This is a genomic window from Constrictibacter sp. MBR-5, from assembly GCF_040549485.1.
Lineage (GTDB): Bacteria > Pseudomonadota > Alphaproteobacteria > JAJUGE01 > JAJUGE01 > Constrictibacter.
In genome coordinates this window covers 427,368-447,432 of sequence record NZ_JBEPTK010000001.1, presented here as the reverse complement: position 1 = coordinate 447,432, position 20,065 = coordinate 427,368, and the positions used below count along the sequence as shown (strand labels likewise).

Annotated in this window: 21 protein-coding genes; 13 read left to right on the top strand and 8 right to left on the bottom strand. The window is 67.3% G+C overall.

Annotated features, from left to right (window positions below; all coding sequences use genetic code 11):
* Window positions 1-3: 3 nt before the first annotated feature.
* Together arsH and ABIE65_RS02090 are read right to left on the bottom strand one after the other, a co-directional pair.
* A complete protein-coding gene (gene arsH, locus ABIE65_RS02095; protein ID WP_502918494.1) occupies window positions 4-786 on the bottom strand; it encodes an arsenical resistance protein ArsH in 783 nt (260 codons plus the stop codon).
* Window positions 787-797: 11 nt separating this feature from the next.
* Window positions 798-1,121, bottom strand: a complete 324-nt coding sequence (locus ABIE65_RS02090) for an ArsR/SmtB family transcription factor (protein ID WP_354075201.1) — start codon at window positions 1,119-1,121, stop codon at window positions 798-800.
* Between the two features lie 368 nt (window positions 1,122-1,489).
* On the opposite strand from ABIE65_RS02090, the gene ABIE65_RS02085 reads away from it, so the two are divergent.
* The 7 genes from ABIE65_RS02085 (at window position 1,490) to ABIE65_RS02055 (ending at window position 8,785) form a co-directional block, all read left to right on the top strand.
* Window positions 1,490-2,887, top strand: coding sequence for a cytochrome ubiquinol oxidase subunit I (locus ABIE65_RS02085; RefSeq protein ID WP_354075200.1), 1,398 nt, complete (start codon window positions 1,490-1,492; stop codon window positions 2,885-2,887).
* Window positions 2,888-2,898: 11 nt separating this feature from the next.
* A complete protein-coding gene (gene cydB, locus ABIE65_RS02080) occupies window positions 2,899-3,903 on the top strand; it encodes a cytochrome d ubiquinol oxidase subunit II (RefSeq protein ID WP_354075199.1) in 1,005 nt (334 codons plus the stop codon).
* Between the two features lie 71 nt (window positions 3,904-3,974).
* Window positions 3,975-5,009, top strand: a complete 1,035-nt coding sequence (locus tag ABIE65_RS02075; protein ID WP_354075197.1) for an isopenicillin N synthase family dioxygenase — start codon at window positions 3,975-3,977, stop codon at window positions 5,007-5,009.
* Between the two features lie 99 nt (window positions 5,010-5,108).
* Entirely contained in the window at window positions 5,109-6,521 is a 1,413-nt protein-coding gene (locus tag ABIE65_RS02070) for a YcjX family protein (protein WP_354075196.1), read from the top strand.
* A gap of 157 nt (window positions 6,522-6,678) precedes the next feature.
* A complete protein-coding gene (locus ABIE65_RS02065) occupies window positions 6,679-7,119 on the top strand; it encodes a PAS domain-containing protein (RefSeq protein ID WP_354075195.1) in 441 nt (146 codons plus the stop codon).
* A 129-nt stretch (window positions 7,120-7,248) separates the two neighbouring features.
* Complete coding sequence (locus ABIE65_RS02060) at window positions 7,249-8,280, top strand: TIGR01620 family protein (protein ID WP_354075194.1); 1,032 nt, start codon at window positions 7,249-7,251, stop codon at window positions 8,278-8,280.
* Complete coding sequence (locus tag ABIE65_RS02055) at window positions 8,270-8,785, top strand: GNAT family N-acetyltransferase (protein ID WP_354075193.1); 516 nt, start codon at window positions 8,270-8,272, stop codon at window positions 8,783-8,785. The genes ABIE65_RS02060 and ABIE65_RS02055 overlap by 11 nt, the downstream gene beginning before the upstream one ends.
* Before the next feature lie 70 nt (window positions 8,786-8,855).
* Here the strand turns inward: ABIE65_RS02055 and ABIE65_RS02050 are convergent, their stop codons facing one another.
* On the bottom strand, window positions 8,856-9,410 hold the full coding sequence (locus ABIE65_RS02050) for a PRC-barrel domain-containing protein (protein WP_354075192.1): 555 nt from the start codon (window positions 9,408-9,410) through the stop codon (window positions 8,856-8,858).
* A 290-nt stretch (window positions 9,411-9,700) separates the two neighbouring features.
* Here ABIE65_RS02050 and ABIE65_RS02045 point away from each other — a divergent pair, with 290 nt between their 5' ends.
* The gene (locus tag ABIE65_RS02045; protein WP_354075191.1) at window positions 9,701-10,105 is read left to right on the top strand and encodes a DUF4168 domain-containing protein; all 405 of its coding nucleotides are present in this window, start codon (window positions 9,701-9,703) and stop codon (window positions 10,103-10,105) included.
* 84 nt (window positions 10,106-10,189) lie between these two features.
* On the opposite strand, the gene ABIE65_RS02040 is transcribed toward ABIE65_RS02045, so the two are convergent.
* Entirely contained in the window at window positions 10,190-11,311 is a 1,122-nt protein-coding gene (locus ABIE65_RS02040) for an acyltransferase family protein (RefSeq protein ID WP_354075190.1), read from the bottom strand.
* A 153-nt stretch (window positions 11,312-11,464) separates the two neighbouring features.
* Window positions 11,465-11,602, bottom strand: a complete 138-nt coding sequence (locus ABIE65_RS02035) for a hypothetical protein (RefSeq protein ID WP_354075189.1) — start codon at window positions 11,600-11,602, stop codon at window positions 11,465-11,467.
* 239 nt (window positions 11,603-11,841) lie between these two features.
* On the opposite strand from ABIE65_RS02035, the gene ABIE65_RS02030 reads away from it, so the two are divergent.
* The 3 genes from ABIE65_RS02030 to ABIE65_RS02020 all read left to right on the top strand — a co-directional run bounded on the left by ABIE65_RS02030 (window position 11,842) and on the right by ABIE65_RS02020 (window position 15,581).
* Window positions 11,842-12,252, top strand: a complete 411-nt coding sequence (locus ABIE65_RS02030) for a hypothetical protein (RefSeq protein WP_354075188.1) — start codon at window positions 11,842-11,844, stop codon at window positions 12,250-12,252.
* A gap of 618 nt (window positions 12,253-12,870) precedes the next feature.
* Window positions 12,871-14,583 carry a hypothetical protein gene (locus tag ABIE65_RS02025; protein ID WP_354075187.1) on the top strand — a complete coding sequence of 571 codons (1,713 nt, stop codon included), beginning with the start codon at window positions 12,871-12,873 and terminating at the stop codon, window positions 14,581-14,583.
* The gene (locus ABIE65_RS02020) at window positions 14,580-15,581 is read left to right on the top strand and encodes a transporter substrate-binding domain-containing protein (RefSeq protein ID WP_354075186.1); all 1,002 of its coding nucleotides are present in this window, start codon (window positions 14,580-14,582) and stop codon (window positions 15,579-15,581) included. The genes ABIE65_RS02025 and ABIE65_RS02020 overlap by 4 nt, the downstream gene beginning before the upstream one ends.
* 12 nt (window positions 15,582-15,593) lie before the next feature.
* Here the strand turns inward: ABIE65_RS02020 and ABIE65_RS02015 are convergent, their stop codons facing one another.
* Window positions 15,594-16,028 carry a YqaA family protein gene (locus tag ABIE65_RS02015; protein ID WP_354075185.1) on the bottom strand — a complete coding sequence of 145 codons (435 nt, stop codon included), beginning with the start codon at window positions 16,026-16,028 and terminating at the stop codon, window positions 15,594-15,596.
* Between ABIE65_RS02015 and ABIE65_RS02010 the strand changes: the two genes are divergently transcribed.
* Entirely contained in the window at window positions 16,027-16,203 is a 177-nt protein-coding gene (locus ABIE65_RS02010) for a hypothetical protein (RefSeq protein ID WP_354075183.1), read from the top strand. The two genes, ABIE65_RS02015 and ABIE65_RS02010, sit on opposite strands and share 2 nt — an antisense overlap.
* A gap of 51 nt (window positions 16,204-16,254) precedes the next feature.
* Complete coding sequence (locus ABIE65_RS02005; RefSeq protein ID WP_354075182.1) at window positions 16,255-17,976, top strand: AIPR family protein; 1,722 nt, start codon at window positions 16,255-16,257, stop codon at window positions 17,974-17,976.
* Window positions 17,977-18,170: 194 nt separating this feature from the next.
* Here the strand turns inward: ABIE65_RS02005 and ABIE65_RS02000 are convergent, their stop codons facing one another.
* Complete coding sequence (locus ABIE65_RS02000) at window positions 18,171-19,025, bottom strand: alpha/beta fold hydrolase (protein ID WP_354075181.1); 855 nt, start codon at window positions 19,023-19,025, stop codon at window positions 18,171-18,173.
* 240 nt (window positions 19,026-19,265) lie between these two features.
* On the bottom strand, window positions 19,266-20,015 hold the full coding sequence (locus ABIE65_RS01995; RefSeq protein WP_354075180.1) for a hypothetical protein: 750 nt from the start codon (window positions 20,013-20,015) through the stop codon (window positions 19,266-19,268).
* Window positions 20,016-20,065: the final 50 nt, after the last annotated feature.

The window sequence follows — 20,065 nt, the reverse complement described above, 5'->3', positions numbered from 1 at the left end:
CGCCTAGCGTCCCGTCGCGCGCTGCGGCGCGATCGCGATCGCCGAGAGATCCGGGCCCGTCGGCGCCCGGTCCGCCGCCACGCGCTCGGAATAGCGGTCGGTCAGCGTCGCGACGTGCGGGCGGGTGAGAAGTGTGAAGCGCATCAGTTCCTCGACCACGTCGACGATCCGTTCGTAATAGGCCGAGGGGCGCATGCGGCCGTCCGCGTCGAACTCGTCATAGGCCTTCGCCACGCTCGACTGGTTCGGCATGGTGAGCATCCGCATCCAGCGGCCGAGCAGGCGCAGGGTGTTCACCGCATTGAACGACTGCGATCCGCCGGAGACCTGCATGACCGCCAGCGTCCGGCCCTGCGTGGGCCGGATCCCGCCGATGCTCAGGGGCAGATGGTCGATCTGAGTCTTCATCACGCCGGTGATCTGACCATGCCGTTCCGGGCTGCACCAGATCTGCCCTTCCGACCAGATCGACAGCGCCCGCAGTTCCGCCACCGCCGGATGGTCGTCCCCAGGTATCTGTCCCGGCAGCGGCAGGTCGGACGGATCGAAGATGCGCGGCTCGCCGCCGAAGAAGCGCACCAGCCGCGCCGCCTCCTCGACGACGAGGCGCGAATAGGAGCGCTCGCGCAGCGACCCGTAGAGCAGCAGGATCCGCGGCGGATGCGCGTCGGGGCCGAGGCCCGCACCGGCCGGCACGGACGCATGGCGGCGGTCGAGGGCCGGCAGCCGGTCGGGGTCGGGCAGGGGGCACAGGCGGGTGATGCGATCGGCGGCGTCTGCAGCCACGGTCGTTTCCTTCATGCGTTCAGAGGGCCGGGACCGCCGCACGGGGCGCGTTCGCCCTGGCAGCAGTTCTCCGTGAGAAAGGCGAGCAGGCCGTTCATCGCGTCGTACTCCGCGACATAGATCAGCGACCGTCCCTCGCGTCGGAACGTCACCAGTCCGGCATGCTTCAACTGGTTCAGATGGAAGGAGAGCGTGGCCGATGGCAGGGCGAGCCGCTCCGCGATCAGGCCGGCGGGCATCCCGCCGCCGCCCGCCTGGACGAGCAGGCGGAAGATGTCGAGCCTGGTTTCCTGGGCGAGCGCCGCCAGCGCGGCTATGGCCGTCTTCTTCTCCATATCTCCACAATAATGGAAATATTCGGCCGAGAAAAGTCCGACGCGCGGTTCGCATTTCGATCCGGCGTCGGAAGGTACGGCCTTGGAGGAGGGATGCGCGCCGCGCCGGGCTGCCGTCCGCTGGGGGCCGTTGCCGGCAGGCCCTCCGCCGCCGTTGCCGGCGGCGTGTCGCGCGACGCGCATCTTGCTCTGTGAACGCACCGCCCAGCGTTCTATTCCAGACAATCGTGCGTCGCCCCGTTTTTCTTCGATCGGCGCGGGCGATCCGCCCGGCAGTGCCCATTCGTCGCAAGGGCGCGGGGTGGGTTGGCAGGGGCCCCTGGTAGTCTAAGCTCACGGTCACGCTGCACGCGGTTCGGAGCCAGCCCATGGAGCTCGATCCTCTCCTCCTCGCGCGGATCCAGTTCGCCTTCACCATCTCCTTCCACATCCTCTTCCCGTCCTTCACGATCGGGCTGGCGAGTTTCCTCGCGGTGCTGGAGGCGCAGTGGCTGCGCACCGGCAACGACACCTACATCCGGCTCTACCGCTTCTGGGTGAAGCTGTTCGCCGTGTCGTTCGGCATGGGCGTCGTGTCGGGCATCGTGATGAGCTACCAGTTCGGCACGAACTGGAGCCGCTTCTCCGACGCCACCGGCAACGTTCTCGGGCCGCTGCTCGGCTATGAAGTGCTGACGGCATTCTTCCTGGAGGCGACATTCCTCGGGATCATGCTGTTCGGCGCCGGCCGCGTCAGCCGCGGTCTGCATTTCTTTTCCACCTGCGCGGTCGCGGTCGGCACGCTGGTTTCGACCTTCTGGATCATCTCGGCGAACAGCTGGATGCAGACGCCGGCCGGCTATGAGCTGCGCGACGGCATCTTCTACGCCCTGGATTGGTGGGCGGTGGTGTTCAATCCGTCCTTCCCGATCCGCCTCGCGCACATGGTCTCTGCCGCCTACCTGACGACCTGCTTTGTCATCGGCGGCGTCGCGGCATGGTACCTGCTGCGCGGTCGCCATATCGCCGAGTCGCGGATCATGCTGGGCATGGCGGTGGGCTTCGCCGCAATCTTCGCCCCGCTGCAGATCGTGATCGGCGACATGACCGGCCTGAAAATGCTGGAGCATCAGCCGAGCAAGGTCGCCGCGATGGAGGGCCATTGGGATACCGGCCCCGGCATCCCGTTCATTCTGTTCGGCTGGCCGGACGAGGCGCGGGAGGAGACGCGCTTCGCCCTGAAGATCCCCTACGCCAGCAGCTTGATCCTGACCCACGAGCTGCAGGGCGAGGTGCAGGGACTGAAGGACTGGCCGGTCGAGGAACGCCCGCCCGTCGCCATCGTCTTCTGGTCCTTCCGGGTCATGCTGGCGCTCGGTTTCCTGATGGCTTTCGCCGGGCTCTTCGGGGCCTGGCTCCTGTGGCGCAAGCGCCTCTATGAAACACGCTGGTTCAAGACGTTCTGGATGCTGATGACGCCATCCGGCTTCGTCGCCGTCCTGGCGGGCTGGTTCGTCGCCGAGGTCGGGCGTCAGCCCTACATCGTCTACGGGCTCATGCGCACGGCCGACGCGTCCTCGCCGGTGCCGGGCACCAGCATCGGCTTCTCGCTGGCACTGTTCGTCGTGGCCTACCTCGCGATCTTCGGTGCCGGCACCTGGTACATGCTGCGGATGATCTCGATCGGTCCGGCGGCACCGACACCGGAGGACCATTCGCGGCCGATCCCGGGCACGCCGATGCGGCCCCTGTCGCAGCCGACCGAACGCATCGAGCCGGCCGAATAAGGGGGGACGTCATGGAACTCGACCTGCCGCTGATCTGGGCCGGGGTGATCGCCTTCGCCGTCTGCATGTACGTGCTGATGGACGGTTTCGACCTCGGCATCGGCATCCTGTTTCAGACGGTGCCCACCGACGACGAACGCGACATCATGATGAACTCGGTGGCGCCCGTCTGGGATGGCAACGAGACGTGGCTGGTGCTCGGTGGCGGCGGCCTCCTCGGGGTCTATCCGCTGGCCTATGCCACGCTGCTGCCGGCGCTCTACCTGCCGATCATCGTGATGCTGGTGGCGCTGGTCTTCCGCGGCGTCGCCTTCGAATTCCGTTTCAAGGCGATCCGCGGCAAGTTCGTCTGGAACTGGGCCTTCTGTCTCGGCTCTCTGGTCGCCGCCTTCTCCCAGGGCGTCGTCCTGGGTGCCTTCGTCCAGGGGTTCGAGGTCGTCGACCGCTCCTATGCGGGCGGCCCCTTCGACTGGCTGACGCCGTTCAGCATCCTGGTCGGCTTCGGCGTGACGGCCGGCTACGCCCTGCTCGGCTCGACCTGGATCATCATGAAGACCGACGGGCCGCTGCAGCGCTGGGCCTACAGGGTGTCGATGCCTCTGCTGATCGCCGTGCTCGGTTTCATGGTGGCGGTCAGCCTGTGGGTGCCGCTGCTCGATGCGGATATCGGCCGGCGCTGGTTCTCCTGGCCGAACATCCTCTACCTCTCGCCGGTGCCGATCCTGGTCGTGCTCGCCACCCTCTGGCTGGTGCGCGCGCTGCTCACCGACCGGGAGCGGCTGCCGTTCCTGCTGACCCTGTTCCTGTTCCTGCTCGGCTATGCGGGTCTCGCGATCAGCCTGTTCCCCAACATCGTGCCGCCCGACATCACGATCTGGGACGCCGCGTCGCCGCCCGAGACGCAGCTCTTCATGCTGGTCGGCGTGGCGATCATGATGCCCTTCGTGCTGGGCTACACCGCCTATGCCTACTGGGTGTTCCGCGGCAAGGTCGACCCGCACGCCGGCTATCACTGAGGTTCGTTCGAGAGGGGAGGAGAGGGCGGCTGGCTCGACCTGTGCATGATTCCGGCGAACAGGAGGATGCCATGACAGCCAGTGCCCCTTCCATCGCATCAGAGGCGCCGGCGAGCGCCATTCCCGTCATCGACCTCGGTCCCTACCTGGCGGGCGAGGCAGGTGCGCTGGCACGCACCGCCGATGCGTTGAGACACGCGCTCACCGACGTCGGCTTCTATTTCGTCGTGAACCACGGCGTGCCGCAAGCGCTGATCGACGCCGCCTTCGCCGCGGCGGCCGCCTTCCATGCCCAGCCGCTCGATACGAAGATGCGGATGAAGTTCAACGAGCAGGCGGTGGGCTACCTGCCGATGCGCGGCGACACGCTGCGCACCTCGGAGATCAACAGGAACACCAAGGGCAACCTGAACGAGGCGCTGTTCATCAAGCGTGACCTGCCGCCCGACCATCCCGACGTGTTGGCGGGCAAGCCCTTCCGCCCGGCGAACCAGTGGCCCGATCCGACCGACATGCCGGACTTCCGCGCCACGGTTGTGGCCTATTGCGACGCGCTGGAGCGGCTCGCGACGTCGCTGCTGCCGCTCTACGCGACGGTGCTCGGCATGCCGCCCGACTTCTTCGACGAGCCCTTCCGCGATCCCCAGTTCAACCTGCGCATGACCCACTATCCGCGTCAGGACGTGGTCGAGGAGGGCGAGTTCGGCATCGCCCCGCATGTCGACAGCAGTTTCATGACGCTGCTCGCTCAGAACGAGATCCCTGGCCTCTCCATTCGCACGCGCGGCGGCGACTGGATCGACGCGCCGTCGATCCCGGGCAGCTTCATCGTGAACGGCGGCGAGATGCTGCGCCGTTGGTCGAACGACCGCCTCCTCGCCACGCCCCACCGCGTCATCAACCGCTCCGGCCGCGAGCGCTATGCGATCCCGTTCTTCTTCGACTGCAACATCGACTGGCCCATCACCGCCGTCCCCACCACCATCGACGCCGACCACCCGCCGAGGTTCGAGCCGACGACCTATCTCCAGTACATGACCTGGTACAAGAACCGAAACTACGACGTGCTCAAGCCGCCCGGGTCGAAGGGGGCGGCCGAGGCATAGCCTAGGCACTCCTGCCGAGCGTCCCCATCTCTTCGGGTCGACACTGCGATCCGAAGACCCGGCCGGCGTGGCCGTGCGGGAAGAGGCTGACGCCGGCGCATGAACCTGTTCGACCAGGCACTGGACATCGGCCGCGGCTTGACCGAGCGCCGGGTGAGGCTCGGCGTGACCGGGTTGAGCGACGCTGGCAAGACCGTCTTCATCACCAGCCTCGTGCACGGCCTGCTGCATCCGGCGCGCATGACGCGCCTGTCCGTCGTCGGCGAGGAGCGGCTCGACGTGGCGGTGCTGCGGCCGCAACCGTCCCAGGACCTGCCGCGCTTCCCTTACGAGGCCTGCGTCGCGCAGCTGACCGGGCATGCCGCGAACGGCGACGGCAAGCCGGCCTGGCCGCAGAGCACGCGCTCGATCGCCGAACTGCGCGTCTCGATCCGCTACCGGCCGACCGGGCTCGTCTCGGCCTTCGGCGACCGGCTGCTGCATCTCGACCTGTTCGACTATCCGGGCGAGTGGCTGCTCGACCTGACGCTGCTCGACCGCTCCTTCGCCGAATGGTCGGCCGGGGCGCTGGCCCTGGCGCGCCAGCCGGCGGCGGATGCCTTCGCCGCACCCTGGCTGGAACATCTCGACACGCTCGACCCCGACGCCCCCGATCCCGCCGCGGAGACCGCGGCGCTGGAGGCCGCCGGCCGCTACACCGCGTATCTGCGTGCCCGCCGCGCGGCGGAGGGCAGGGCGACGCTGCTCGGTCCCGGCCGCTTCCTGCTGCCGGGCGAGCTGGAAGGCTCGCCGCTGCTGACCTTCTGCCCGCTGCCCCCCGAGGCGCCCGGCGCGCGTCCCGCACGCAGTTCCCTGCGCACGCTGATGGAGGAGCGCTACCGCGCCTATCGCAGCCATGTCGTGAAGGCCTTCCACGAGCGCCATTTCGCCCGGCTCGACCGTCAGGTCGTGCTGGTCGACCTGGGCGCGCACATGAGCGCCGGCGGGCGTCCGCTCGCCGAGGTGTCGCAGTCGCTCGACGCCGTGCTGAAGGCGCTGGCGATCGGCGGGTCCGGCTGGCTGCCGCGCTGGCTCAGCCCGCGCATCGACCGCGTCCTGTTCGCCGCCAGCAAGGCCGACCACCTGCCGTCGGACCAGCATCCGGCGATGGAGGACCTGCTGCGCCGCAGCCTGGGCGAGAGCATCCGCCGCACAGCCTATCGCGGTGCCGAACTCGACGTGATCAGCCTCGCCGCCCTGCGGGCGACGCGCGAGGTGCTGTCGAAGGACGAGGACCGGCGTTATGTCGCAGGCCGTACCGAAGATGCTCTGCGCGACGTGGCGCACTTTCCCGGCCGTCTCGATCCCGGGCTCACTGACCGCGGACCGGCCGACCGGGGGCCCTGGGGGGCGCGGGACAGTTTCCGCATCGCCCGCTTCCTGCCGCCGCCGGGCCTCGATCCCGCCGGGCCGTGGCCGCACCTGCGGCTCGACCGGGCGGTGGAGATGCTGATCGGCGACTGGCTGGCCTAACGCGGCTCCATGCCCGCGGCCCCATATCCGGTGGTCCATGCCCGCCGCCGCGCGGGCCTAAGCCGCCGGCGCCCGCCGTGTCGGTGGCCTTAAGCCGCGTCTTAACGCCGAAGCCGCCGCCGCGGCGCAGGATGCGCCCCTGACAAAGGGGACCATCGTGACCGAGTCCATTCATCTGGAGCATCCGGACCTCGTCCGGCTGCTCGACCTGTGGCGGCAGAAGCGTCCCGGCGGGGCGCTGCCCGGCCGCGGCATGTTCGACCCGATCGAGCTGAAGTTCATGCTCGGTCACATACTGCTGATCGAACTGGCGGACGGCGGTCGCCTCCGCGTGCGCCTGCACGGCTCCCGCCTGGTCGACCAGGTGCGGCACGACCACACCGGCCGGTTCCTCGACGAGTGGCCATACCAGCCGGCGAAGGACGACCTCCTGCAGGCCTGCGCGCGGGTGCTGGAGACACGCCGGCCGCTCGCCGTCGGCGGCAAAGTCTCTTCACCTGTGCCGGTGACGTACGAGGCACTCTGGCTGCCGCTCGCCGCGGACGGCACCAGGATCGACATGCTGATGTGCGGCAAGCAGTACGAACGCCGCTGGTAGCCGTTTCCGGTGGCGCCCGGCCGAGGCCGCGCGCCGAGGGGCGACACGCCGCGCCGGGCCCCCATATAAGCGCGACGACCGCCCCGGGCGTCCGGTGCGGACCTTTCGAAGCGCCGGGGACCGGCTGGCATGAACGACCGCGACGCGCCGCGCAGCCGGCCGCTCGACGAACTGGAACGCGACGCAGAACCTGAACTGCCCGGCGTCGCTCTCGCCGCGCACACGCTGGAGATCGAAGCGACCCGCCCGGCCGAGGAGGCCGATGTCACCGGCGTGCCCGATCCGGCACTGCGCAAGCGACGTCCCTGGGTGCGCTGGCTGATCGGCACCGGGCTCGGCCTCGCGGTCACGGGCGCCACCGCCTGGGCGCTGGAGGGGCTGGTGACGGCGGCGCTGGCCGATGGCGCCTGGCCGGCCTGGCTGATCGTCGGCGGCATCGCCGCCCTGGTGCTGGGATTCGTGCTGGCGGCAGTGCGCGAGTGGCTGGCGCTGGAGAGCCTCGACGATCTGCGCGCCGCGCGCCTCGCCGCCGCGCGCGCCGAGGAGACCGGCAGTGACCCCCAGGCCGCGGCCAAGGTCGTGGCGCGCCTGCGCCGTCTCTATCGCGGCCGGCCGGACCTGGAATGGGCCTGGGCGCGCGTCGACGAGCGTAAGGCCGGCCTCGACGGTGACGCGCTGCTGCATCTGGTCGACCGCGAGGTGATCGCACCCCTGGACCGCCGGGCGGAGGCGCTGGCCGTCGCCGCCGTGCGCCGCGCCGCCGCGATCACCGCGGTCAGCCCCTTCGCCTTCATGGACATGGCGGTCAGCACGGTCATCGTCGCCGCCCTGCTGCGCCGCATGGCGCGGCTCTATGGTGGCCGGCCCGGCTGGATCGCCACCCTGCGCCTGCTGCGGATGAGCCTCGGCGCGGTGCTGGCGAGCGGCGCCCTCGACATCGGCGACGACACGATCGGTGCGGCACTCGGCGCCGGCATCGCCAGCAAGCTCTCGCGCCGCGCCGGCATCGGCATCCTTAATGGATTGCTCACCGCCCGTCTCGCCGTCGCGGCGATGACGCTGATCCGCCCGTTCCCCTCGCGCCGCCGGCCGCCGTCGGCGCGCGGGCTGGCGCTGCGGGCACTGACGGATTTCGGTAAGACCGAGAAGCATGACGAATAGCGCTGTTACCTCGATCGGCCCGGAGCGGCCGGAGGATGCCGACGCGATCCGCGCCGTCACCACCGCGGCGTTCGCCGATGCCGCGCATGCCAGCGGCACCGAGGCGGCTATCGTCGATGCCTTGCGCGAGGCCGGCGCGCTGACGCTCTCGCTCGTCGCGCGTGAGCAGGAACGCGTTGTCGGCCACGTCGCGTTCTCGCCGATCACGATCGACGGTACCGACCGCGGCTGGTACGGGCTCGGACCGGTCTCGGTGGATCCGACCCGCCAGCGGCGGGGCATCGGCCGGGCGCTGATCCTCCACGGCCTCTCCCGCCTCCGGGAACGCGCCGCCGCCGGCTGCGTGGTGCTGGGCGATCCGGCCTATTATCGCCGCTTCGGCTTCGCGCCGGATCCCGCGCTGCGACTGGACGGCGTGCCGCCCGAATACTTCCTGTGCCTGCCCTTTGCGGCGGCACCGCCGGCCGGGACAGTGCGCTACCATTCCGCCTTCGACGCGTCCTGAACAAGCCGGACAAAGAAAGAAGCCGCACGCCTTGCGGCTCCGAGTTGGTCATAGGGGGTGAGCCCGAAGATCACCGCTCGAACTTGCGATAGTCGCTTTCCTTGAACTCGGGCATCTCCTTCAGCTGGTCCTCACTCTTCTGGGACATCAGCAGGACATTGTCCGAGGACATGCGCAGGTCGGAAACCGGCAGAGCCACGTCCCTCTCGCCCATGCCGAGGAAGCCGCCGACGCCGACCACGAGGAACATCTCGTCGCGGCCGTTGGCGATGACGACGTCGTTCACCTCGCCGACATCCTCGCCCTCGAGGTTGACCACGTCGCGACCGATGATGTCCTCGGCGCGGAACGTCGCCTGGTCGATGGCGCGGCTGTTCTCCCAGTCGCGCGTCACCCCGGCGGGAGCGGTCTGCATGGCACCGCTCGTATCCTGTCCGGTTCCGGTCTGCATGCCCGTGCCGGCTGCGCCCGTACCCGTCGCGCCGCGTTCCATGGTCTGCGTGCGGTCGGCGCCGGTACCCTGCTGCATCGTCCCCTGCTGCTGTGCGGTGCCGGCGGCGATGGCCGGAGCCGTCAGCGCGGCGGCGAGGACGGCGGCGAGGGCAGTCGTCTTGCCGTAGGTCATGTGAACTCCTGTCGTCCGGTAAAGGCGCGGCCGGCCCGGTGCTGGGTCGGTGCGTTCGCGACGGCCGGGGCGGGGCGAGCGCCCCGTTTCGTCCGGCCCGAGCGCCGACGGGCACCCGGCGTCGCTTCGTGACCCTACCAACCGCCGAGCCGCCATCCGGTTCACCGTCGCGCCGCAGTTTTTCCGTTCGGTGAGGGGTTGCCGGCTTCGAACGGGGCGGCGGCCAGGGGTTGCGCGTCCCGGATTGCGGCCCCAGGTCGCCTGGATCGTACTGAACAAAGGAGGACGACATGAACCGAACGGCTCAAACCGCCCTGATGGCCCCGCTGATGGCCACCGCGATGGTGGTGGCGCTCGCCGGTCCGACGGCCGCCCGTGATCTGGCCCAGGCGCAGACGCAGCCCCAGGCGGCCCCCCAGACGGCGCCCGCTCCGATGACGAACGTGAGCGACCAACAGCTGGAGACCTTCGCCGCCGCGGCGACCGAAGTTCAGACGATCCGCCAGAAGTGGCAGCCGCGCGTGTCGGAGGCGGCGCCGGAGCAGGCCGAGACCATGAAGCAGCAGGCGACCGAGGAGATGGTCGGCGCCGTGAAGCAGCAGGGCATGTCGGTCGAGGAGTTCAACCAGATCTCTCGGGCCGCCCAGGCCGACCCGCAGCTCCGCGAGCGGATCGTCGCGATGATGCGCCAGTAGGCGCGGGGCTTCCCACGGGAATCCGCGGAAGGGCGACGGAGCGGCGGTTCCGTCGCCCTTGTCGCGTCCGGGGACTGCTCGGGCCTACTGCGCTCGAGGCGAGGGCTGGACATAGCGCCGCGCGAAGCGGCTGCGCTTCAGCGCCTCGCGCGCCGGCAGCTCGACGCGGCGATAGAGCGCGGCCGACAGCAGCAGCACCACGCCGAGCAGCAGCAGCAGCACGCCGAGCGATTCGACGTCGTTCCATCGCTTGGCGAAGCGCTCGTCCAGGAAGAACTCCCAGCCGGTGTCCACCAGCTCGAGCACGAAGATGTGGCTCATATAGACCGAGTAGGATATCTCGCCGAGCCAGACGAGCGGCCGAACGCTCAGCATCCGCGCGACCGTGCCGCCGCCGGCGGCGAGGCCGACGATCAGCAGTCCGAAAAGCGGCACCAGCAGGATGTCGCGATAGCCCAGATGCATGACCGTCAGGATCGCCGCGAGGACCGCCGCCAGGACCGCGTCTCGGCCGAGCGCCGCCGTTCCGGGAACCGACCGGTAGGCGAGGTACAGCACCACGCCCAGGCTGAACTCGAAGGCGCAGCGCAGGACGCCGTAGTCGTACGTCACGTCCAGATTGCGGCCGTAGTCGGAGATCAGCGCGAGGCCGACGCCGGCTGCGGCGACCAGCAGTACGCGTGCGATCCAGCCCATCCGGAACACCAGCAGGATGAAGAACGGGAACAGCAGATAGGCGAACCATTCGGCGCCGACCGACCAGGCGGGTCCATTCCACGTCAGGCCGTCTTCCACCCCCGCCGCCTGGAGCATCATCATGTTGGTCGCGATGGCGCCGGGATGCTTGGCGTGCTCGAAGGGCTCCGCACGGAATTCCGCCTCGCCCGACGCCTCCAGCCCCCACTTCGCCAGTTCGAGCAGCGCGAAGGCGGCCAGCACGAACAGGTGCAGCGGATAGATGCGCGCCATGCGTGCGAACAGGAATGGCCTCGCCGTCTCCCACCGCACCCGCTCGGCGAAACTGTCGCCGTAGGCGTGCGTGATGATGAAGCCGCTCAGGACGAAGAACAGGTCGACCCAGAGATAGCTCTTCGGCACGAACTCGGAATGGGTGCCGAGCTCGAGGTTGGGCAGGAAGCCGCCCGAGAAATGGTAGACGACGACCAGGACGGCGGCGATCCCGCGCAGCGATGTGAGTGCGTCCATTACCTCGGCTGTTCGGTCTGGCGGCTGTCGGCGCGCGCGCCGGCGCGGGGACGCCTGCGGCGCATTCAGCAGTCCGACATGGGAAAGCCGGCGGCGATGCGCCACCCTTCGGCGCCCGGCTCTGCTCCCCGCGCCGCGGAAGCCCGCCCGCCCTCAGCGGAAGCCCGCCAGGCTCCCCACCAGGAGCAGCCCGACCAGCAGCAGGATCCAACTCAGCGCATTGCCGTTCAGGCGGATCCAGTTGAGCAGCCACGGATGACGCGGCGGCGGCGAATTTTCGGCGAATGCCATGAAAAAGTCCCTCGGTCGGACAGATATTCTGCCGGTCCTGCCAGGGTTCTCTTTTGCGGGGCCGAAAACAAGAGCGGCACGATAATTACATGAAGTGGCGCCTGTTCGTGAGAATGCGCGCTGTTTTACCGTGATGGCGGGGCCATATCGTTCTTGGGGCGCGGTGCGGACAGGGGTTTATTCTGGTCCGGCCGCCGGGATCCCCCGCATGGGCGGGATCGTCGTCAGGGAGAAGCGGTATGGCAGCGAAGCTTTCGACGCGGACGCGGCGTCTGGCATTGTTCGGCATCGCCGGGATGGTGGCGGCCGGATTCTTGTCGGCCGGTTTAACGGCGGCGGGCCTGTCGGGCCGCGTCGCCGCCGCCGACGCGCCGCCGATCGCACCGGCGGGCGCTCCATCGGGTGCTCCATCGGGTGCCCGGGCCGGCGCCATCACGGCCGCCGACCCCACTGATCGCGCACCCACGCCCTGGCGCCCCGCCATGCAGTCGCGCGAAGCCGCGGAGCGCGCCGCGGTGCAGGGGCGGGACGCCGAGCGGGCCCGTGTCGATGCGGCCCAGGACAGCTTCTACGCCGATCAGTCGACGCGCTCGAAGGCGCGGGCCGAGGCGTTCGAGAACAAGGCGGCGGACTACTACAAGCGCCCCTGACCCCCGCCCCGCCGCCCATCGGCCGTACCGCAACCGACCGGCGTGCCCTGGAGCGGGCGGACGCCGCCGAGCAGGCGGAGATGGACGCCTTCGGAATCACGCGGGTGCCGGCCGACCATTTCCACTACGGTACCTGGCGCTACACGAGCCTGAAGGAAGCCACCGCCCAGGCCCGGCGCGAAGCCCGCGGCGGCTGAGGCCCGCGTCCGCTGTGACGCAGGTCATACCGCGCCGGCGACCCTCCGCCTAAATGATCATCGCGACGGCCGAAACAGCCGTCAGGTACTCGCGCATAAAGATGCCGTTTGTCCACAGTGGCAAGTCTGCTAGGCTGATCGCGTGGAGATGTTCTGGAAGAGGGAGGTCGACGATGTCGACGGTGAGATTCTTCCACGTATTTGCTCTCCTTTGCCTTCTCGGCGCGCCCGTGGCGGTTCTCGTTGCCGGTGGCCCGTCGGTGGCACAAAGCACCTGTTCGGGTAGCCAGCGCTGCTAGGCCGGCCGGAGTAGGCGGCCGGCCCGCGGCGCCTGCCGGAGCGGCGCCCGCAGGCCGCACGCCTTTCCCATACTGCCGGCTCCCGGCGCGACGCCTCGTCGTCCGGACCATGGAGCATCGGGATGGCCGAGAATGGCGCGATTCACCTGTTCGGGACGCCCGTCGGGCTCGACTACCTCGTGTACCTGGCGCTCGGCGTCATGGTCATCTGCTGGTTCGCCTTCAATCAGCTGAACCGGCCCATCGTGGTCGAGGACGAGGACGAGAGGACGCTCTACGAGTTGGTCGGCATGCGCAACTTCTCCCTCTCGGGGGAATTCCTGCGCTCCTACCTCGTCTTCGTCTCGATCCTGCTGGTGATCTACTTCACCGCGTCCTTCTGTGCGGCCGTCGTCGGCAACGCGCCGCTGTTCAGCGCCGACCTGGCGGGCTACGCCGTCGGCGGCGCGCCCGTCTCGGGCGAGGACGTGAAGTGGCCGCTGGCCTTCGCGCTCGCGATCGTCGGGCTGGGGCCGACGCTCCCCGTCCTGGGCGACGTCGTCGAGAGCCTGCGCCGCATCGCGCACCAACTCGTCGGCATTCCGCGCAACATCATCCAGATCGCCGACATGCTCCGGCGCGGCGACATCGACGAACAGGACCTGCGCGAGGGCGAGCGGCGCGAGTGCGAGGTTGCGCGCCGCGTCGCCGCAAAGCTGCAGGCCGCCGATGTCGAGCTGACCGAGAGCGTCGAGGTCCTCTTCCAGAAGATCCGGCTGGCGCTGCTCGCGCGGCATTGGCTCTTCGTCGGCCCCACCTCGCAGCATTTCCCCGACTTCGCGACGCGCAGCCGCTTCGCGGCGTACAAGCGGTACGTCGACAACGACACGCGCTCGTTCTACCTGCTCTGCCATCGCGTGGCCGCCACCGCGGATCCCCTTGACGCCGACGACGTGCGCGAGCTGCAGGCGCTCGCCGAGCATGCCGGCAAGATCCTCAGCCTCTATCTTGCACTCTGCGCCGTGCACTCGGCGCCGCCGCCGGCCGAGGCGAAGTCGAAGGCCCTGGCGACCAGCATCCTCGAGGTACGCGCGAGCGGCGGCCGCCAGGCGCTCGACGCCACGCTCGCCTCGGTCGCCATCATCGTACTGTTCGTGCTGGTCGTAACCTATATGGCCGCCTCCCTGGGGTTCATCGCGCCGGTGCCGTCGACGACGGTCGGGCCGGAGTTCCTGGCGGCGCTGATCTATGCGAGCGGCGCCCTGTCCATCTACCTGCCGGCCGCCGCGGTCGGCTGGCTGGTGCGCAGCGCGCGGCTGGCCAAGGGGCGGTGGCATCCGCCTCATCCGCGGCAGATCCGGTTCAGGCAGTTCCTCCGGGTGGGCGTCGCCGCCTATCTGGCCTCGGGCTGCTTCTTCTTCATTCACGCCTTCGTCGTGCGCACCGTGCGCTCGTTCGAACCGGGCGGCGCCTACAACGAGCTGCTGACCTGGGACGGCATGACGCCGATCCTGTGCTGGCCGCTGCTCGGCGCCGCGCTGGCGATCGTGCAGTGCCGCCGGGTCGAGTGGATCGAGCAGCGGGCCGCCACCCGCACGCCGATCGGACCGGTCGACATGCTCGTCTCCTGCGGATCCCAGGCGCTGGTGTTCGCGGTGGTCGCCGCCGCCTGCCTGTCGGCGCCCAGCGGCGCACCGGACTTCTGGCTCAGCTTCAACTGGTACTTCTCGATGACGATCGGGTTCCTGTTCGGCCTGGTGCAGATCTACTTCTACGCCGTGGTGAACGAGGGCGTCGTGCTGGAGATGCGGGGTGCCGCGCCGGCCCTCGGCCCCGGCGGGAGCCCGGCGCCGTGACCGGGGCTGTGACCGTGGCCGCCACCGCCACCGCCACCGCCGCCACTGGCTCGCGGCCTCTGCCGGGCAGCCGCCGCGCGCCTTTTGCGGCGACGCTGCTCCTCGCCGGACTGGCCGCGGTCTGTGCGGCGGTCGTGCCCGCCCCGGCGGCGGGGCGGGATGCCGATGCCCGCCTGCGCCTGGGCGTGCGCTGCGACGCGCCGCCCTTCTCCTATGTCGACGTGCCGAACGGCGGGACGTGCGACGCCGCGGTGCTCGCCGCGAACGAGCCGCGCGGCTACATGGTCGACCTCTGCGTCCAAGCCCTGAAGCGCCTCGGCCGGCGCTACGACTTCATCCCCGTGACCGCGAAGACCCGCCTCGCGTCCCTGGCCGGCACCCGGGAGGACGCCGCGGCCGGCAAGGGAGAGAGCGGCGGGACGGTCGACATCCTGTGCGAGCCGACGACCATCAACCTGACGCGCATCGACGGCGGTTATGGCTTCTCGCAGATCGTCTTCCTCTCGGGTACCTCCTACCTCTACCGGCCGGACGTCGCCGTCGCCCGGGGCAGCGGCCGCATCGACATCCGCTATCTTCGCGGCACCACGGCGGAGGGCCCGGCGAACGAACTGAAGAGCCGCCTGCAACACCGCTTCGGCACCGAATCCAAGGCCGCTATCGAGGTGTCCGGCGTCGACAGCCACCATGAGGGCGTGGGCCAAGTGTGCAGCGGCAAGATCGCCTACTATGTCGGCGACAAGGACATCCTTGCCGCCATGGCCCGGCGCACGACGGGCTGCAAGGCCCTCCCGTCCAACGTCTTCTTCTCCATCGAGCCCTACGCGGTGGCCGTCTCCCCGGCGCGGCCCGACCTGCTGGTCCAGCTCCAGGGCGCGATCTACCACCTGTTCAGCGACGGCACGGTGCGCGCGATCTTCCACGCCAATTTCGGCCGCGACGCGCAGATGAGCCCGCTGCTCGAGGCGATGATGAAGATCGCGGCGCTGCCCGAATAGCGGCGCGGCACCTCACCCGAACGCCATCGGCGCCGCCGCCAGCACGACGTAGCGCGCGCACTTCGCCACCGCGACGATGGCGACGAAACTGACCAGCGGCTCGCGCAGCGCCCCCGCCACCACGGTCAGCGGGTCGCCGATCACCGGCACCCAGCTCAGCAACAGGGACCAGCGGCCATAGCGCCGGTACCACGCCGTCGCCCGCTCGACCTGCGCCGGGCTCGCCGGAAACCAGCGCTTGCCCCGGAACCGCTCGACCTGCCGCCCGATCGCCCAGTTGACCACCGACCCCAGCACGTTCCCCACGGTCGCCACCGCCACCAGCAGCACCGGCGGATAGTCGGTCAGCACCATCCCGACCAGCACCGCCTCCGACTGCATCGGCAGCACGGTCGCGGCGAGGAAGGCGGACAGGAAAAGGCCGGCGTAGGCGGGGAGGGCGGTCATGGTGGTGCTGATTTACCTTAATCAGCGGTTCATGCGGGCACTGTCGGTGAAACAATCCGGAATGACATACCGCGTGACCCGCGACGTTTCCAACACCCGGAACGGGATCCGGTTTGAGGCGGCGCCGTACCGGATCGGCAGCGCTTTGGAAAACTGCGGTTTATGCCTTGTGTGAGGTTGTGGTGCGCCCGCATAATTGCGTGAACACGGCAATTCGGAGGCACTCATGCATCGGGTGGTTAAGGCGCACGTCAAAAATTTCAATGAGAAGTTTGATGTCGGCACCGATAAGAGCAGGGTGTTTGAAGCATTTGTTAATTATTGCGTATTTAGGGCATTTTCGGCGGAAAATGTAGATCCGAAGGAATTAATATATACTGGGGATGATCCTGGGATAGACGGGATGATGCTATTTATTGACGATTCTTATGTATCTTCTGTCGAGGAGGTGACGGAGGCGCTTGGTGGCAGGCGCCGCGATGCGGATGTGACAATTACCTTTACGCAGGTGAAGACATCTGAAAAATGGAGTAAGGCTGAAATAAACACCTTTCAGTCGGCCATTGTGGATTTTGTTTCCGATAATAATCGCTATCCAAACAGCGATTACATGGAAAACTGTAAGGATGTATTTGATTCGATAATCGGCAATGTTGGTAAAATCCGCGACGGTAAGCCGCGTGCTCAAGTTTATTTTGCCACCACGGCGCGCGCGGCAGATGACCGGGAGATTCTTGCTGCACGAGAAGCACTTGAGGACGCGGTGGCGGGTACAGGTTACTTCAGCGATGTAGAGGTTGTTTTACTAAATCGCGACTCTGTAATTGATATGTGGAAGGCGGCAGAGGGGCAGATTGAATCGACGCTGCGCGTACTAGGTTCTGCAGCATTTCCGAGGGCTCCGCAGATTGAAGAGGGGTACGTTGTCACGGTTAGAGCTAGAGACTTCATTGATCAAATTCTTAGTGACAAGAATGGAAAACTTCGTCAGAGGATATTTGAAGAAAATGTTCGCGACTTTATTGGTGTCGATGGTGAGGTTAATCAGGAAATGGCGGAGACTATTAGTGACGGAATAAAGCAAAAAAGATTTGGTATATTGAATAATGGAGTTACGATTATATCGCCGGATATTCGTATATCCGGTTTTGACATATACATGAAGGATTTTCAGATTGTTAATGGGTGCCAAACATCAAATGTTTTATTCGAAAATAGAGAGGGGATCACCGATGATGCGACGCTAATGCTCAAAATCATAGAGACATCAGACCCTACTGTCGTTGATGACATCGTTAGGTCAACAAATAGACAAGCAAAAGTTGAAGAAGACCAATTCTTAGCGACACTTGATGCGGTAAGGGCAATCGAGAGATATTTTGACGCGAAAGGGGCTGAAGAAGATTATCGGCTCTACTTTGAGCGCAGAAAGAATCAATTTGCACTACACGAAAATGTCAAAGCCATACGAGTTTTTGACATAAAAGAAATTGCTCGCTGTGTCTCTGCAATGTTTTTGGATAAACCAGAGATTGCTAGTAGGTATCCAAACAGGTTGACGGGAGACATGAGAAGTCAAGTTTTCAATAGGAAATATCAAGAAGAGGTGTATCACGTAGCTGCCTATACACTGTACAGGCTGCGTCTTTTGTTGAGCAATGGCAAAATTGATGCTCGATTCGGTAAACTGCGCTGGCATATAATTATGGCAATAAAATATTTCGTATTTGGCGCGGACGTGCCTAATATGACTTCGCCCAAAATAAAGAGCACATGCGAAAAAATAGAATCCTTCATGAGTGGCAATGATGATGACACGTTAAAAAAAATAAGAGATCTGTGTGCTCACATAGTAAACATCGATGAAATAACAAGAGACAAAGTGAAGGGGGCAGGGTTGGTGGGCGAGGTTAAGGAGCGGGCTCTCGGTTTTCGCGCACAGACCTAATTTTGTGCACCGCGTTCGCTTTTGCCGGCCGGTTCAGCGCGGCCAGTGGCGCTTTGCGACGAATACAGGCAATACGTCACCTGCAGATATGGTGTGGCCTCCGAACGCCGCCTTGACCCCCGCTCGTATCCAGTGAACCGGCAGCGTTCGCAATAGGGGTGCCAACTATGACGGTGATGAGAGCATCCCGCCCATCACCTCCTATGCGTCCCCACCCACTCCAGCACCAGCTCCGTCACCCGCTCCGGGAACTGGTTCGGCGTGTAGTGGCTGCCGCCCGGCAGGACCTCGAACCGGTACGGCGCGGCGATGAAGTCCCTGGTGCCCTCGGCGGCCATGCGGCCGACCGTGTCGTCGGCGTCGCCCCAGGCGAAGAGGGTGGGAACGGCGATCGGGCCGAGCGGGTCGCGTTCGCCGCGGGCGCGGTACCAGGCGAGCGCCGCCTCGATCGCCGGCGGCGAGGCGAGGACGGCCATGTGGCGCGCGATCATCTCGGCCGGGACGCCGGACTTCTCCAGGCGGGTGCGCAGGATGGCGGCGTCGTCGGCGAGCAGCTTCGGCCCCGCGTCGGGCTCCAGGAACGCCTTGTGGTGGCGCGAGCGGTGCGGCTGCTCTGGGTCGTCGCGCATCGCCCGCGCGAAGGCGCCCGGATGCGGGCGCGAGAACATGGTGAGCGAGGCGAGCCGTTCCGGCCGGCGCCACGCCATCACCCAGGACAGGCTGCCGCCCCAGTCGTGCCCGACCAGATGGAAGCGCCGCTCGCCGTGGCCGAGCGCCGCCACGATGTCGAACGCGTCCTGCACCAGCAGGTCGAGCCGGTACTGGTCATGGTCCGCCGGGTCGGGCCGCGCACCGGCCGAATAGCCGCGCTGGTTCGGCGCCACGGCGAAATAGCCCGCCGCCGCGATGGCCGGCACCTGGGCGTCCCACAGGTGCCGCGAGACGTTGTAGCCGTGCAGCATCAGCACCAGCGGCGCCGCCGGATCGCCCGCCACCGAAACGTCGAACACCATGCCGGGTGACGTCTCGACCTGCCTCGTCTCGATCATCGGATGACTGCCTTCGCCTGAGCGCGGTTGGACCGCCAGCACACCACCCGGCCGGCGGCGGGTCAACGTGGCGCCGTGGATGCGCGGGGCGCGCCCTTCGAGACGGCCGCTTCGCGGCCTCCTCAGGGCGTGGGCCGCTTTGGCGGACACACCGGCCATCCCCACCATGCCGCACCACCGCCCCTCATGCTGAGGAGCGGCCGCAGGCCGCGTCTCGAAGCATGGCCGCAGACTCCACCATCAATACGCCACGCTGACGCCGAAGCAGACGAGCAGGACCAGCGCCGGGATCGTCAGCAAGGCCAGGAACAGCACCGCGTACAGTTTCACCGGGTGGATGCCCGTCATGTACATCGCCGGTGCCCCCGCCAGGGCCGGATAGGCGATCACGGTCCACAGGAAGACGAGCGAGATGTAGACGTGCAGTTCGGGGTCCTGCAGCGTGACGCGGTAGCCCATCAGGAAGTTGATCGTCTCGTAGACGATGTAGATCAGTCGGATCCCGCCCAGAAGCGCGAGAGGCACGGAGCACAGGACGATCAGCGTCGTCGCCACCTGGAGATAGACTCCGATATAGACCGTGCCGACGAACATCTTGCGCAGGCTGGGCCTGTGCCGCAGGAGCCAGGCGGCGAAGCCGGTGGCGAGGGGGTAGATCACCGCCGCCAGGACCGCGCCCGCGATCAGCATCAGTTCGAGCCAGGCGAGCGGTTCGGCGCCGATCGGGTCGTAGGTCCGCGCGCCCGGTCGCGCCAGCATGGCCGTCAGCAGCGCATCGAGCGTGACGGTCGCGGCCGTCACCGTCGCCGTCGACAGGACGAAGACCAGCAGCGCCGTCCGCACGCCCGGCTTCCCGCTCGACCGTAGGATCGCGAAGAAATCCGCCGTCCTGAAGAACAGGTGCCGCCAGACCGCCGGCATGCCGCGCACCCCGCGCCGGAAGCACCAGCCGTCGCCCACGACGGCCGCCACCTGGTCCCGCTGCGACATGCCGATCCCTCTCCCCCCACGATTCCGAGGGATTTAGCATGATTCACACG